Origin of the sequence: Pseudorhodobacter turbinis, assembly GCF_005234135.1 — a bacterium.
GTDB classification, from domain to species: domain Bacteria; phylum Pseudomonadota; class Alphaproteobacteria; order Rhodobacterales; family Rhodobacteraceae; genus Pseudorhodobacter; species Pseudorhodobacter turbinis.
In genome coordinates, this window is record NZ_CP039965.1 from 1463755 (window position 1) to 1477092 (window position 13338).

Sequence of the window (13338 nt, forward strand, 5' to 3'; positions counted from 1 at the left end):
GTTAGTATCCTACCTCGTGGCGTTGGCGTATCAGATGAGGGGGCATCTCTGCGTATACGTCTTCAAACATATCGCGAGGGCTGGGGCGGCTGCCTGAATGCAAGGTGCCGATTGCCTCAGCTTCTTTTTGCGCGGCGATCACCTCATCCATCACTTCGGCTTCGGCCTGTTTGTGGCGTTCCTCGCTCCAGAGCCCTTTTTGAATGAGATGGGTTTTCAACCTCAGAATAGGGTCGCCCAATGGCCAGGCTTTGCCCTCTTCTTTGGGGCGGTAGGCTGTGGGGTCATCCGATGTGGAATGACCGCCTGCACGGTAGGTCACATATTCTATCAGGGTCGGCCCCAGATTGCGTCGTGCGCGCTCCACCGCCCAGGTTGCCGCGGCATGAACCGCAAGATAGTCATTCCCGTCCACCCTTAGTGCAGGCAAACCGAAACCATGCGCACGGGCCGCAAATGTGCCAACGCCACCACGTGCAATACCTTGGAAGGTGGAAATGGCCCATTGGTTGTTGACGACATTCAGAATGACCGGCGGATTATAGGTCGAGGCAAAGACGAGTGCCGCGTGGAAATCGCTTTCTGCGGTTGAACCGTCCCCGATCCATGCCGCCGACAGCTTGCGTTCGCCCTTGATGGCTGCGGCCATGGCCCAGCCAACAGCTTGCACATATTGCGTCGCAAGGTTCCCCGAGATCGAGAAGAACCCGTGTTCCTTGGAGCTGTAAAAAACAGGAAGCTGACGGCCGCGCACGGGGTCCTGCTCGTTCGAGTAGACCTGACACATCATCTTGACCATCGGATAGCCGGCAGCAACCAGAAGTCCCGCCTGCCGATAGGTCGGGAAATTCATATCCCCCTGACGGAGTGCCTTTTGGAAGGCGCATGAAATAGCTTCCTCCCCCAAGTGCTGCATATAAAAGGAGGTTTTGCCCTGCCGTTGTGCCGTTTGCATGCGCGCATCATAGGCACGCAGGGTCATCATATGGCGCAGGCCTTCCTTTAGCGCTTCGTCAGACAAAGAGCCGGCCCACGGCCCGACGGCCTCTCCCTCGCTGTTCAGGACCCGAAGGATTGTAAATGCAAGGTCGCGCATGTCTTCGGGGTTCGAGTCCGGTTCCGGCCGTCTAACCTCTCCGGCGTGGGGGATCTGGACATGGGTGAAGTCGGGGCTGTCGCCTTTACGGAGGGCAGGTTCGGGGACTTTTAAATGGGGGGGTACTTCTTCAAACATCATACTTGTCCTGTGTCAGGTCGTGGCATTGACGGAGCTGTGTGAAAAACTTGTCGCGGACGGTTTGATCGCCTGTTCTTAGGGCGAAATTGACTGCGAACTGACCGCATTCTTTTCGGCGCATGGTCAGTTGGTCGAAATCAATGTCCATCCGTCGGGCGATGTCCATTACGCGCGCGACAGTGTTCAGCGGGTGCTTGCAGTGAAAATTTATGTCCATTCAGATCCTCCAACCTGACAGCATGATAGTATTTAATTTGAAGAAGAGGTTTTCATTTTACGCTACCCATGTTTGATATACAGAAATATTATTCTTTGATCTGGCAAGAGTGAGGGAGATTCATTCGGTGAGCAAGGCCTTGGTAATGGACGAGATGGACCGCAGGATTCTCAAGGTGTTGGCGCGAGACGGGAGGATTTCAAATGCGCAGCTTGCACAAGAGGTAGGTTTGTCACCAAGCCCGTGCTGGCAACGGTTCCGTCGATTGGAACAAAAAGGGGTTATCTCCGGCTACCATGCAATTTTCGATCAAGAAAAATTGGGTGCCTCAGAGATCGTTCTGATCGAAATTGTCCTGGATCGGCATGATGACGAGACATTGGAGATCTTCGGGCAAAAGATGCAACAAATGCCCGAAGTCCTTGAGGTTCACTTGACCACAGGGGAATACGACTACCTGATTAAAGTGGCGGTGCAAGGCACCCGTGGCTACGAAGAGTTCTTGAGAAAGAAGTTGTACAAGGTGCCTGGTATCCGACATTCGCGATCCAGCTTCGTGTTGCGCAGTTTGAAAAATATTCAGGCATACTTGCCGTAAAGACGGGTCATGCCCGCGTGAAGCGGCCCGACACAACCGGGCAGCTTGCTTTATGATTCTTATATAAATTCCGCTCGAACGTATTTGCTGACCAACGGCAGCATTACTTTTGTTGATGTGATTACATCATTAAATATCGCTTGTTTTTATACGACTTGAAACTAGCCTCATTAAGCGAGCTACGCGCCAGTGCATTGCCGAAAGTAGCAAAGTGTTTCCCGACGCGTTCTTGGGCACTGCGGGCGCTTCACCATTCGACGGTGTTTGAAGTCGCGCTTGAACGCTTGTTTAACCACGAGAGGGTAACCGTGTTGAAAGCGTGGTTTCTCCTGCGGTTTTGCGTCGTCTTCCATATCTTATGGCATCTTCGAAGGGGCCCCTCGCGGTGGAGCCATTGTATTTACCCCGCATGATCCCTTGGGGGATTCGCCTGCTTCGGGCCTTGATGCCTCAATGCCGCGTGGCCGTTACTCAGGGTTTGCGCTACCTCAATGAGCGTGCATTGCTGGCCTACACACCGCTTTTGGAGGCTGCCGAATGCGCCTCCTTTTTCCAGGCCCGGGGTAGTATTTTTGTCTACTCAGACGAACGGACGTTCGCAGCTGCCATTCGCGAAACCGGGTTTCTGCGATCCTCTGGTGTTCAAGTCGAAGTGTTGACAGCAGAGCAGGTTAAATCTCTGGAACCTGCCGTTGACGGGCAGATTAGCGGGGGTCTGTTTTTTAGCGGGAATGGTCACTGCGTCGATCCATTTGCGCTAGGGTGCCGGTTCGCACAGGCAATTGAGAGCCGTGGCGGAGAAATAATCGCAGCAAAGGCCGATAAGCTGACACGCAGCGATCATGGCTGGACCGTTTCTACGGGTGCGGGCGCGTTCGATGCCGCCAATGTTGTTGTTGCAGCGGGCTATCAGTCCGACCGGTTGCTGCGGCCCCTTGGGTATACAATGCCTCTCCAATCGGAGCGCGGGTATCACCTCATGTTGCCGCAATCAGGCGTATCGCTTTCAAGGCCAGTCGCGGTCGCCGAGCATGGTCTTATCGCGACGCCCATGAACAAGGGCTTGCGTCTGGCGGGTACGTCCGAATTTGCTTCGGAAAAGACACCACTAAACGAAAAGCGCGCCGACCTTTTGTTTGAACATGCGAAACAGGTCTTCTCTGATCTCAACCGTTCCGGAGCCAGCCGCTGGTTGGGAAACCGGCCGATGCTGCCAGACTCGTTACCTGCAATCGGGCGGGCACGACGGCATCCGGGCCTCCTATATAACTTCGGCCATCATCATCTGGGCCTGACTCATGCCGCGGTGTCCGCATCTGTCCTGTCTGACGTGCTATTTGGCAGAGCTGACAGCTTTGTTGATACCAAATTCAACCTTTCCAGATTTGGAAAGTTCGTTGGCATGAAAAGCTAACGTTTCAGGATGCAGCCGAAGTTACGATTTTTTTGCTGAGAGGTTTGCGTTCAGCTATATATTGGCCATGTTTTTCAAAATTGCAGATATCCTTGATAACGTCGACGATGCCTTTCAAGGAAGATGAAAGCTCGCTTTGGCGACCGTAAATTCTATAAATAACACTGCATGTTTTCTTTTGGACATTTATCTCTGTCAGGTGGCCGGAGGAAATGAGCGTTGAAATGCTTGCCTTTGGCAGGATGGCGAGGCCCATACCGGCTTTTACCATTTCAATCTGGGCAACCAAACTATCTACTTGCACCGTTTCATAGGGTAATCGCCCCCTTTTTAACGGGGTGCATCTGTAGAACTTACGCGGCCATTTTCAGTTTCATAGCGGGTGTGATGCCGCCGATGCCCATGTTCGGGCGGTCGTTGTTATATGTCCAGAGCCATTGTGTGGCCTGATCCTGAGCCTCCTCGATGCTTTCGATGATGTATTGATCCAGCCATTCATGCCGAACCGTCCGGTTGTAGCGCTCGACATAGGCGTTCTGCTGGGGCTGTCCGGGTTGGATGTGCTGGATCGTAACACTATGTTTCTCAGCCCATTTTCTCAGTGTTTCGCTGATATATTCCGGCCCATTGTCGACCCTGATCGTGCCCGGTTTTCCGCGCCATTCGATAATGCGATCAAGGCTGCGGATGACCCGTTCGGCAGGGAGCGAGAAATCAACCTCGATCCCCAGCCCTTCGCGGTTGAAGTCGTCCAACACATTCAAAAGCCGAAAAGCCCTGCCGTCGCCGAGGCGATCCGCCATGAAGTCCATGGACCAGGTCACATTCGGTCTGTTCGGGACCGCCAGAACGTCAGGCTTCTCCCGTTTCAGCCGCTTGCGCGGCTTGATGCGCAGGTTCAGTTCCAGCTCACAGTAGATCCGGTAGACCCGCTTGTGGTTCCACGGATGCCCCTTCACGTTGCGCAAATGCAGGAAACACAGGCCAAATCCCCAAGTCTTGCGCGCATCCGTCAGCCCTGTCAGCAGATCGGCGATCACCTCGTTCTCGTCTTTCAGCTTCGGGCTGTAACGATAGCAGGTCTCGCTGACCTCGAAGGCCCGGCACGCCAGCGCGATGCTGACGCCCCGTCGCTCTACCGCCGTTTCGGCCATCTCGCGGCGCTGAGATGGCCCCGTTACTTTTTTCCGAGGGCTTCCTTCAATAAGTCCGCCTGCATGCTCAGATCTGCATACATCCGCTTCAGCCTGCGGTTCTCTTCCTCCATGGCTTTCATCTGGCTGACCATGGATGCATCCATGCCACCATACTTCGCACGCCATTTGTAAAACGACGCATTGCTCATGCCATGTTCACGGCAAAGCTCGGCCACCGGCACACCACCTTCGGCTTGGCGCAGGATCGCAAGGATCTGGGGTTCGCTATATCTGGTCATTTTCATTCAAAATCTCCTCGTTCATCTTGCCGAGAAAATTCTACTTCCGCAGCCCCTTACTTTCGGGGGGGATTACCGTCACAGACAACGGCCCAGCCTTTAAGTCTGAGGCGTTCACCAATTGCTGTCTCGATCTGCGTGTCGCAACATTACGAACACACGCAGGTGTTCCCGGTATGCGCGGGACGGGTGAGCGTATTTTTGGCACATTAAGCACCGATTTAATGCCACGTTTGGTGGGGCGCACCTTCTCGAATTCTATTGAGCGAGGGGATTATAAATCCGAGAAAAGAGCTTGTCTGAATGCGGAAGATGTTGCTTTCGTCTTGGTGCGCTGGGTTGTCGATATTTATCACAACTCGCCGCACGAGGGTCTTGGTGGCCGAACCCCGTTGGAACAATGGGACGCTGATATGGAAGATGGGAACTAACGGGAGCATAACCATGGAGTTTACAACCTCAACCGCTGCGCAAATCCAGAAACTGCGCGAAATCCATATTCCATCCGAACGCGATCGCGAGCTAAAGAAACATCTCTATCGTTTGTTCGAAGTCGATAGCTCGGGGGAAATGACCTCAGTACCTTGCCGCTACACCGCGGGGCAGGAAACTCGAGGCGTAATCCTCATTGAAAAGCCAGGTGGCGGCAAAACAACCGCGGTGCGCACCATGCTTCAGGAAGCACCGTTTTTGGCACATAATCCTGATACGGGTGCGCCGCGGTACCTTGAAATTCAGGTGCCGAGCCCCGCAACATTGAAAAGCGTTGGCTTGGCGATCCTCGCCGCTTTGGGCGTGGACACTGTAACGCAAAACGCGAAATTATGGTTCATCTGGAAGACGGTTAGTCAGCGCCTGAGTGTTGCCGGGATTCGTGTCCTTTGGTTAGATGAAGCACAGGATCTCATCATGGCGCGTTCTGCCAGTGATACTGAAACCTCTTTGCGGATGATCAAATCCCTGATGCAGGGCGAACATGCGGTCATTCCCATTTTGAGTGGGACAGAACGCTTGGCAGAGGTAGCCGCATTAGATCCCCAGGTTTCGCGACGATTTACAAAGATAGTGCCTTCTAACCTTCAGCATGGCGTTGACGAATTTGGTTTGATCTCTCTGGTTGAGTACTATTGCGAAGAGGTCTCAATCAAGGCTCGCGTCAATGCCGATGTTATGGCGCGCTTGATTACCGCAAGCCGTCACCGCTTCGGGCGTGGTATAGATACGATCATCAATGCCATCGAATGTGCGCTGTGGGAGGACGATAAGATCCTCACTATTGATCATTTTGCCGAAGCCTGGGCTATGCAGGAAGGTTGCGATCCGAGTGCCAATGTCTTTCTTAGCGATCACTGGCTTTCCATCCCGCTCGAAGCGGGAGCGGAGGAATACGACGAGGCGCGTACAAAGCGACAAAAGAAAAAGCTGGAGAAGGTTTGAGATCGTGCACATGCTTCCCATCTTGGCTCCATATGCCGATGAAACGACCGTTTCCTGGTGTGGCCGTGTCGCCCGTTTTCACACTGGCCTGACCTGCGCAGATTTTCTGGAATTGATGCGGATCAGTCAGCTCGATGTGATGGACCTTAGCGATTATGCCGTGGAACGCCTGTCAAAGTTGACAGGCGTTTCAGAAACGCAAATCTTGAGATGTGGTACCCAGAAAGCTGGCGAACGGCTATTGACCTACAACGGTGAAATCTTCGGTTCCACGTTCATTACCCGCGGCTTCACAACTTATTGCCCAGCGTGCTTACTTGATGATGCTACAGAGGAGGCACATGGCGACAGGGTAGGGCGCTTTTCGTGGATGTTGGATCCTGTCCGCATGTGTCCACGCCATGGTATTTACCTCACCCGGCGGAAGAACCTTGGGTACTTTGAGAGATTCCAGAACATGGATAAGGTCGCGCCATCAGATCAGGAACTTTCTGATCAAGTTGCCGTCGCGGAGGCCGCAAGCGTTTCGCCACTTCAGATGTATGTTGGGGGCAGGTTGTTGGGCGCAGTAGGGCCCGGCGGGATGGATGCACAGCGTATCGATCAAGCGGCGCGTGCTTGTGAAATGCTGGGCGTCTACCGCGTCCATGGGGCCCATACCGACATCGACGATCTGACAATTCAGCAATGGGACGAAGCGGGCTCAGTTGGCATGGAAGCTGTATCTCAGGGGGCCGAAGGCATTTACCAGTTGCTGGAAGAGATTGTGCAAAAAGCGACGGTCGAAAAACGCTGGGGTGGCCCACAGTCAGCATTGGGTGGGGTTTATAAATGGCTCCAGTTCAACACGTCAAAGCAAGATCCGGGTCCGATCAAGGATGTCGTGCGGGATTTTATTATCGATCATATGCCCGTCGAACCAGGTACGGTCCTGTTCGGAGCCACTGTGCTACAACGGAAACGGCATACGGTGACTACGTTATCCAAGGTGAGCGGGGTTCACCGGAAGACACTCAATAGAGCTTTGGTTCTTACGGGGCTGCTTGCGGGAGGGAACCCTGCTGAGTTCGAAAGCAGAAGAACTTTTAATGCAGATGACGGCGAAGCACTGGCACATCGGATTACAAATTCTACTCCCATTAAAAAGATACCAGATTATCTGAACTGTAACCGTACGCAGGCACAGATGATGGTCAAAAATGGTATCTTGAACAAGCTCGGGAACGACCCGTCGATAATAGGCGGCTTATTGTCGAATGTCGCGAATGATGATCTTGACGATTTTCTTGCTCGGTTCAGGCGCGCGGGGCAACCTGTGGCCTCAGCAGGCGATGGTATGGCTGACGTTATTGCTGCGTCTGAAATAGCCCGTGTGCCTGTCGCGGATATCGTTGCTCTTGTGCTCGCAGGACGACTGCCTCGGGTCGAGACCGGAGCGGAAGAACTGCGGTTTAAGTCAGTCTTTGTTGATCCTGAAAATGTGCGGATGGTGTCTGAAGCAGAAGTGGCTGGACATGGGCTGTCGCCAAAAAACGTGTCTGATCTAATTGGCCTGAAGCTTCTGGCAATTGATCTCCTTCGTGTAAACCGTGACACGGACGGGGAGCTGTTCCTCAATGCTTCCACCATTACCAACGCGCGTGGCACGGTCCGGTATTGTTACGCCAAAGAAGAGGTGGAACGGTTTTGCGAGAAATACGTCAAGCTTCAGGATCTCGCTGCCGAGCATGGCATTGTTACGAGAACAATGGGCCTAAAATTGAGCAAGGCGGGTATTGAACCGATCATGGAGTTTAAGTCGCTCCAAGCAAAAGTATTCCGACGAAAAGACCTTTAAGCCAAGCCAATATCGAGAAACTCAGGCCGCCCTTCGGGGCGGTCTTTTTTTGTGCTCATTATGGCAAAACTTACCCCGATTTCCGGCGCAAAACTATACCCGCACCCTTGGCAAAAGTGGCTGTGCATTTGACACGTGCTTATTTGGGGGTGTCTTCAACTTATTGATTTTGAACGTATGTTTTTGATTTCGAAAATCTGCTTGGCATAACTATACCCGCGTCGACAGTTGGCGGCCGAAATGGCAATGCCGGAAAAGGTCGGCCACTCTGACGGTCGACGAACCACTCTGTATATTTGGCGATTTACGCGGCAGTATCGAAGCAATAGCTATTGGGGTGACTTGCGGGGATTTCTCTTTTGCGGGCAAATGGATATGCTAGAGGTATCTTATGGGTATTGTGGAAAACGGTTGCGTCATCGGGGTTGATGGCGGTGGCACGGGCTGCCGGGCCGGGCTTGCGACGCTTGACGGTTCCGTGCTTGCAACGGCAAAGGCCGGTCCCGCAAATTTTTCCACCGATCCGGATCAGGCAAGGGCCAATGTGATGGCGGCCATTACCTGTGCGGCAGAAAGCGTGGGGCTGCTGCCCGCGCAGCTGCGGTGCTGTGCCATTCACCTCGGGCTGGCCGGCATTATGCAAGAGGCTGACGCGGCACGGTTTCGGGCGGTTTTGCCTTTCACGCGGGCCGTTGTGACGGATGACCGGCCAACCTCCTTTGCGGGGGCCTTGGGGCAGGGTGACGGCGTTTTGGCGGCGGTTGGGACCGGCACTTTGGTCGCCGCACGCTTTGCACAGACCCATCGGTATTTTTGCGGTTGGGGCTTTGATCTGTCGGATCAGGCCTCGGGTGCATGGTTGGGACGGGGCGCTTTGATGCGCTGCCTGCTGGCGCATGACGGGTTGGCGGCGCAAAGCCCCCTGACGCGCGCAATCATGGCGCAATTCGGGGACGTGCCGACCACGCTTGTTGATTTTGCGAGTGCGGCCCTGCCAGCTGATTACGCGACATTCGCCCCCCAAATCGTGGAGGCGGCCAAAGTCGGGGATGAAACCGCCAGCGATTTGATGCGGCAAGGTGCGGCCTATTTGAACAGCTGTTTCGCGGCGGCCTCGGCGGGGCAATCAGGCCCGTTTTGCTTGTCAGGCGGAATTGGCCCGCACTATGCGCCCTATCTCGAAACCCGGTTTCGTGACCGTTTGGTCGCCCCGCTTGGCACCGCCCTTGACGGTGCGTTGTTTTTGGCGCGTCAGGCCCATCAGAACATGGAAACGCTTCGGTTGGCAAAGGAGTGAGCATGCCCCATCAAACCCATATGCGTCGGGAAATCCTTGAAATTCCCGATGCGGTTGAAAGCCTTTTGATACAGGGAAAATCCGGTATGGCGGCGGGCGCGCGCGCCTTGGCGGCCTGCGATCCAAAGTTTATCATTTCTGTCGCGCGGGGGTCGTCGGACCATGCCGCTACCTATTTCAAGTATATCTGTGAGATGGAGGCGGGTATTCCCGTGGCCTCGGTCGGGCCATCTGTGGCCTCCATCTACGGGCGCAAGCTGACCCTGCAAGGGGGGGCCTGTCTGGCGGTATCGCAATCGGGCAAAAGCCCTGATATTGTGCGCATGGCCGAAATGGCAACTGCGGGCGGGGCATTGTCCTTTGCCCTGACCAACCATCCTGACAGCGCGCTTGCCAAGGCCAGCACCCATACGCTGCAACTTCATGCGGGCGCCGAGCAAAGCGTGGCGGCGACCAAGACATTCGTCACCTCTATCGTCTCACTTGCTTGGCTGCTGGCGGAATGGCGCAAGGATCGGGCCTTGTTGGCGGCCCTCCATGGCTTGCCAGAGGTGCTGTCCCAAGCGGTGACGATGGATTGGAGCGCGCTTGGCAACCAGATCGCCGCGCGGCCGTCGCTTTATTGTTTGGGGCGCGGCCCTGCCTATGCGATTTCCAGCGAGGCGGCCCTGAAGTTCAAGGAAACCTGCCAGCTTCACGCGGAATCCTTTTCCTCGGCCGAGGTGCTGCACGGTCCGGTCTCGATTGTGGATCGCGGCTTTCCGGTGCTGGCCTTTGTCTCGGCCGACGCGGCAGAGCAATCTGTGGTCGGCGTGGCCGATGCGATGGCGGCAAAAGGCGCTGCGGTCTTTGTGACCTCGGATAAAGCCAGTCAAGCCACCGCCCTGCCTTGTGCCCGTACGGCCCATCCGCTGACCGATCCGATTTCACTGATCCTGTCATTTTATGCGATGGTGGAGCAACTCGCCCGTGCGCGCGGGATCAATCCCGACGCCCCGCGCCACCTTCAAAAAGTAACGGAAACACTATGACACAGCGCGCCTATATCGGGGCGGATATTTTTGACGGCAGCGGTCTGCAACCGGGCATGGCGATCTTACTGGAGGGCGAGGTTTTCCGCGCTATCCTGCCTGAGGGGGATATTCCGGCGGGGTTTCAACGCATCACGCTTGCGGGTGGCACATTGATGCCGGGCTTTGTTGATCTTCAGGTCAATGGCGGCGGCGGGGTGATGTTCAACAGCCAAACTTCGGCCGAAGGTCTGGCTGTAATCGCACAGGCACATGCCACAACAGGCACGCGGGCGCTGCTGCCGACCCTGATCACCGATACGGTCGAGCGCACCCGCGCCGCCGTCGACGCGGTTGAAGCGGCGATCCGGAAAGGAGTTTCGGGGATCATCGGCATCCACCTTGAGGGACCGCATCTGTCGCTGGCGCGCAAAGGGGCGCATGACCCTGCGCTGATCCGAAAGATGGAGCAGGCAGACGAGGATTTCCTGTGCGATGCGGCGCAACGCTTGCCCAATGTGATGATCACGGTCGCGCCCGAATCCGTCAGCACCGCACAGATCGCACGGCTGAGCGGGGCGGGCGTTATCGTCTCAATCGGTCATACCGATTGCAGCTTTGACGAGGCTGAGGCTGCCTTTGCGGCGGGCGCGCGCTGTGTCACCCATCTTTTCAATGCCATGAGCCAGCTTGGCAACCGAGAGCCGGGGTTGGTCGGGGCGGCCCTGCAAGCCGGGGCGGTTTCAGCGGGGATGATTGCTGATGGTATTCATGTGCATCCCGCCGCGATGCGTTTGGCGCTGGCTGCCAAACAGGGGCCTGCGGCGATTTTTCTGGTGACGGACGCGATGGCCACCGCCGGATCGGATATCACGGAGTTCACCCTTAACGGGCGGCGGGTGTTGCGAGAGAACGGCGATTTGCGGCTTGAGGATGGTACTTTGGCGGGCGCGGATCTTGATTTCTCACGCGCGCTGTCGGTGATGATCGACGAGGTCGGAATTGATCCGGCACGGGCGTATGCGATGGTGACCTCTGGCCCTGCCAAGCTGTTGACGACAGATTTCGGGCTTGGCGGCTTTACCTCCGGCCAGCGGTGGAACGGCATCTGGTTGGATGACAAACACCGCTACACCCCGATTGGCTCAGGCATCAACCCTGCGTAGCAAATAGATATCCATGATCCAGCCATGCGCCGCCCGTGCGGCCTGCCGCATGGAGCGTATCTCGGCGCCAACCTCATCCAGCCTACCGGCATGGAGCAGCTGGTTCGCCATGCCCAGATAGGCCCCCCACCAGATATGATAGGCACTGCCCTCCAGCACCTCGAACGCAGCACCCTGATCCAGCATGACCACCAGCGTGGTAGCGCCTTGGGGCCAGCCATGATCGCGCAGGCGGCGGCCGGTGGTCACGGTGAAATCCCCGCCCAATGTGTTGAGGGGAATGCCATGCGCCGCCGTCAGCACTTGCAGCGCGGTGATCCCTGGAACAACCCGAACTTTCGGCGCAGGCGACAGCCGCGCGGCAATCCGCAGCGTGCTGTCATAAAGCGAAGGGTCCCCCCAGACCAGCAGGGCGACCCGCTTGGCCGAAGGCGGGATGGAGGCGGCCCAAACGGCGGCAATCCGGTCGTGCCAGTCCTCGACCGCCTTTAAATAGGGCAAGGCGGGGTCGCGGCGGGGCAGGTCAAATTCGACCACAGGCGCATCCGCCCCCAAGACCGAGGCCACAATCTGACGTCGCAGGTCGGCAAGATCGGCGCGATCCGCCCCCTTGCGCGGGATCAGGATAAGATCGGCCTCGGCCAAGGTTTTTCGGGCCTCGACCGTCAGATGGTCAGGGTTGCCGGTGCCGATACCAATAAGAAATAATGTCTGCATTGTTGAACGCGTCCGGGCCTTTGCTGTGGCCCGAACGCTTGATCCATTAGCTGTGCTGATGATACAGGCGGTTGGTCAACAGCGGTGATCCTTTCAGTCCGTGCAAGGATTTCGCCCCCGCCAGAACCGCCAGATCGGCCAGCGGCTCTATCAGGACCACCAGCATATAGGCTGCACCAAAGGACCCGATGGCCGCCAGATTATCGGCCCCCACGCCCTGACCGTAGATCGCCCAAAAACCCACCCAAAGCACCACACCGCCCTGATAGGCCGCCGACATTTTCAAAACATGGCTATAGCTAAGGTCGACATAAGCCACATGCGCCGGAACAACGCGCCGCGCCAGAAGATCAATCGCAAACAGCGGGAACAGCAGCGTTGTGACATTGACGAAATACATCGGCAGATCGGTCGGCGCAAAAAAGAGCGATTGCACCAAAAGCCCGGCCGCCAGCCCGATGGCCGAGGCAGGCGCCCCCAGCAGCAAGAACAGCGTCGTCCCTAGGATCAAGTGGACCTCTGACACGCCAACGGCAAAATGGGGCAGCACCTCAAAGAAGATAAAGGTTCCGACCATTGCGATCACCGACCGCAGGGCCAGTGATACAATGTTATGGGTTTTTAGATCATCGACGATCAGCTTGGCGGTATAGCCCGCAGCCGCGGTTGCGGTGGCATAGGCAAAGACCATCTTGGCGCCATCTACGACGCCGGGTTCGATATGCATATCAGTCTCTCCGGACCGCCCACCCGGCGGCCATGGGTGCCGGATGCTCCGGCGTTGCGTTTCAGAACGGCAGGTCTCCTGACTTGCGGGTCATCGCGGTTCTGGCCCTTCCCGGCCCAAAGGGGCCAGTGGTTTTGCCAGTCTCGCTATCCGCCTACAGTTGCGGGGGCAGTCGGGGCTTTTCACCCCGTTCCCTTTTGATCCCTCTCGGGAACCGTTCGAGGTTTACTATGACGCCAAGTGACC

13 protein-coding genes, 1 pseudogene and 1 riboswitch are annotated in these 13338 nt (G+C 56.2%); of the genes and pseudogenes, 8 read left to right on the forward strand and 6 right to left on the reverse strand.

The window, feature by feature from the left end:
- Position 1: 1 nt before the first annotated feature.
- Complete coding sequence (locus tag EOK75_RS19560) at positions 2–1234, reverse strand: thiamine pyrophosphate-dependent enzyme (RefSeq protein ID WP_137195660.1); 1233 nt, start codon at positions 1232–1234, stop codon at positions 2–4.
- Positions 1227–1454: a hypothetical protein gene (locus tag EOK75_RS19565; RefSeq protein WP_137195661.1), complete on the reverse strand. Its 228-nt coding sequence runs from the start codon at positions 1452–1454 to the stop codon at positions 1227–1229. Before EOK75_RS19565 ends, EOK75_RS19560 begins: the two co-directional genes overlap by 8 nt.
- Positions 1455–1599: 145 nt before the next feature.
- On the opposite strand from EOK75_RS19565, the gene EOK75_RS19570 reads away from it, so the two are divergent.
- Complete coding sequence (locus tag EOK75_RS19570; RefSeq protein ID WP_137195662.1) at positions 1600–2052, forward strand: Lrp/AsnC family transcriptional regulator; 453 nt, start codon at positions 1600–1602, stop codon at positions 2050–2052.
- A 385-nt stretch (positions 2053–2437) separates the two neighbouring features.
- Positions 2438–3466 carry an NAD(P)/FAD-dependent oxidoreductase gene (locus EOK75_RS19575; protein WP_168199312.1) on the forward strand — a complete coding sequence of 343 codons (1029 nt, stop codon included), beginning with the start codon at positions 2438–2440 and terminating at the stop codon, positions 3464–3466.
- Positions 3467–3470: 4 nt separating this feature from the next.
- On the opposite strand, the pseudogene EOK75_RS19580 reads toward EOK75_RS19575, so the two are convergent.
- Both EOK75_RS19580 and EOK75_RS19585 read right to left on the reverse strand, forming a co-directional pair.
- Positions 3471–3779, reverse strand: a pseudogene (locus tag EOK75_RS19580) (LysR substrate-binding domain-containing protein); the annotation flags it as partial.
- 40 nt (positions 3780–3819) lie between these two features.
- Positions 3820–4907, reverse strand: a protein-coding gene (locus EOK75_RS19585; RefSeq protein WP_137192138.1) for an IS3 family transposase whose coding sequence is annotated in 2 segments (ribosomal slippage) — positions 3820–4646 and positions 4646–4907 — 1089 coding nt in all. Because the reading frame shifts where the segments join, the coding sequence is not laid out codon by codon here.
- Positions 4908–5077: 170 nt separating this feature from the next.
- Here EOK75_RS19585 and EOK75_RS20980 point away from each other — a divergent pair.
- From EOK75_RS20980 to nagA, 6 genes are all read left to right on the forward strand, one after another.
- Positions 5078–5332, forward strand: coding sequence for an integrase core domain-containing protein (locus EOK75_RS20980; RefSeq protein ID WP_168199314.1), 255 nt, complete (start codon positions 5078–5080; stop codon positions 5330–5332).
- A 13-nt stretch (positions 5333–5345) separates the two neighbouring features.
- Positions 5346–6338, forward strand: a complete 993-nt coding sequence (locus EOK75_RS19595) for a TniB family NTP-binding protein (RefSeq protein ID WP_137195666.1) — start codon at positions 5346–5348, stop codon at positions 6336–6338.
- Positions 6339–6348: 10 nt separating this feature from the next.
- Entirely contained in the window at positions 6349–8175 is a 1827-nt protein-coding gene (locus EOK75_RS19600) for a TniQ family protein (RefSeq protein ID WP_240794149.1), read from the forward strand.
- Between the two features lie 391 nt (positions 8176–8566).
- Positions 8567–9472, forward strand: a complete 906-nt coding sequence (locus tag EOK75_RS19605) for a glucosamine kinase nucleotide-binding domain-containing protein (RefSeq protein WP_137195668.1) — start codon at positions 8567–8569, stop codon at positions 9470–9472.
- A 2-nt stretch (positions 9473–9474) separates the two neighbouring features.
- Positions 9475–10503 (forward strand): SIS domain-containing protein, encoded by a 1029-nt coding sequence (locus EOK75_RS19610; protein WP_137195669.1) that lies wholly within the window; start codon positions 9475–9477, stop codon positions 10501–10503.
- Positions 10500–11648 (forward strand): N-acetylglucosamine-6-phosphate deacetylase, encoded by a 1149-nt coding sequence (gene nagA, locus EOK75_RS19615; RefSeq protein WP_137195670.1) that lies wholly within the window; start codon positions 10500–10502, stop codon positions 11646–11648. The genes EOK75_RS19610 and nagA overlap by 4 nt, the downstream gene beginning before the upstream one ends.
- On the opposite strand, the gene cobF is transcribed toward nagA, so the two are convergent.
- Both cobF and EOK75_RS19625 read right to left on the reverse strand, forming a co-directional pair.
- Positions 11628–12365, reverse strand: a complete 738-nt coding sequence (gene cobF, locus EOK75_RS19620) for a precorrin-6A synthase (deacetylating) (RefSeq protein ID WP_137195671.1) — start codon at positions 12363–12365, stop codon at positions 11628–11630. The two genes, nagA and cobF, sit on opposite strands and share 21 nt — an antisense overlap.
- Before the next feature lie 46 nt (positions 12366–12411).
- Positions 12412–13092 (reverse strand): energy-coupling factor ABC transporter permease, encoded by a 681-nt coding sequence (locus EOK75_RS19625; protein ID WP_137195672.1) that lies wholly within the window; start codon positions 13090–13092, stop codon positions 12412–12414.
- Between the two features lie 51 nt (positions 13093–13143).
- A riboswitch (cobalamin riboswitch) is annotated at positions 13144–13326 on the reverse strand.
- Between the last annotated feature and the right edge of the window lie 12 nt (positions 13327–13338).

Bases quoted from the DNA above. Each gene is read 5' to 3' on its own strand.
- EOK75_RS19610 (WP_137195669.1), top strand. From the start codon at position 9,475: ATGCCCCATCAAACCCATATGCGTCGGGAAATCCTTGAAATTCCCGAT.
- cobF (WP_137195671.1), bottom strand. From the start codon at position 12,365: ATGCAGACATTATTTCTTATTGGTATCGGCACCGGCAACCCTGACCAT.
- EOK75_RS20980 (WP_168199314.1), top strand. From the start codon at position 5,078: ATGCGCGGGACGGGTGAGCGTATTTTTGGCACATTAAGCACCGATTTA.
- nagA (WP_137195670.1), top strand. From the start codon at position 10,500: ATGACACAGCGCGCCTATATCGGGGCGGATATTTTTGACGGCAGCGGT.
- EOK75_RS19625 (WP_137195672.1), bottom strand. From the start codon at position 13,092: ATGCATATCGAACCCGGCGTCGTAGATGGCGCCAAGATGGTCTTTGCC.
- EOK75_RS19595 (WP_137195666.1), top strand. From the start codon at position 5,346: ATGGAGTTTACAACCTCAACCGCTGCGCAAATCCAGAAACTGCGCGAA.
- EOK75_RS19560 (WP_137195660.1), bottom strand. From the start codon at position 1,234: ATGTTTGAAGAAGTACCCCCCCATTTAAAAGTCCCCGAACCTGCCCTC.
- EOK75_RS19565 (WP_137195661.1), bottom strand. From the start codon at position 1,454: ATGGACATAAATTTTCACTGCAAGCACCCGCTGAACACTGTCGCGCGC.
- EOK75_RS19605 (WP_137195668.1), top strand. From the start codon at position 8,567: ATGGGTATTGTGGAAAACGGTTGCGTCATCGGGGTTGATGGCGGTGGC.
- EOK75_RS19570 (WP_137195662.1), top strand. From the start codon at position 1,600: ATGGACGAGATGGACCGCAGGATTCTCAAGGTGTTGGCGCGAGACGGG.
- EOK75_RS19600 (WP_240794149.1), top strand. From the start codon at position 6,349: ATGCTTCCCATCTTGGCTCCATATGCCGATGAAACGACCGTTTCCTGG.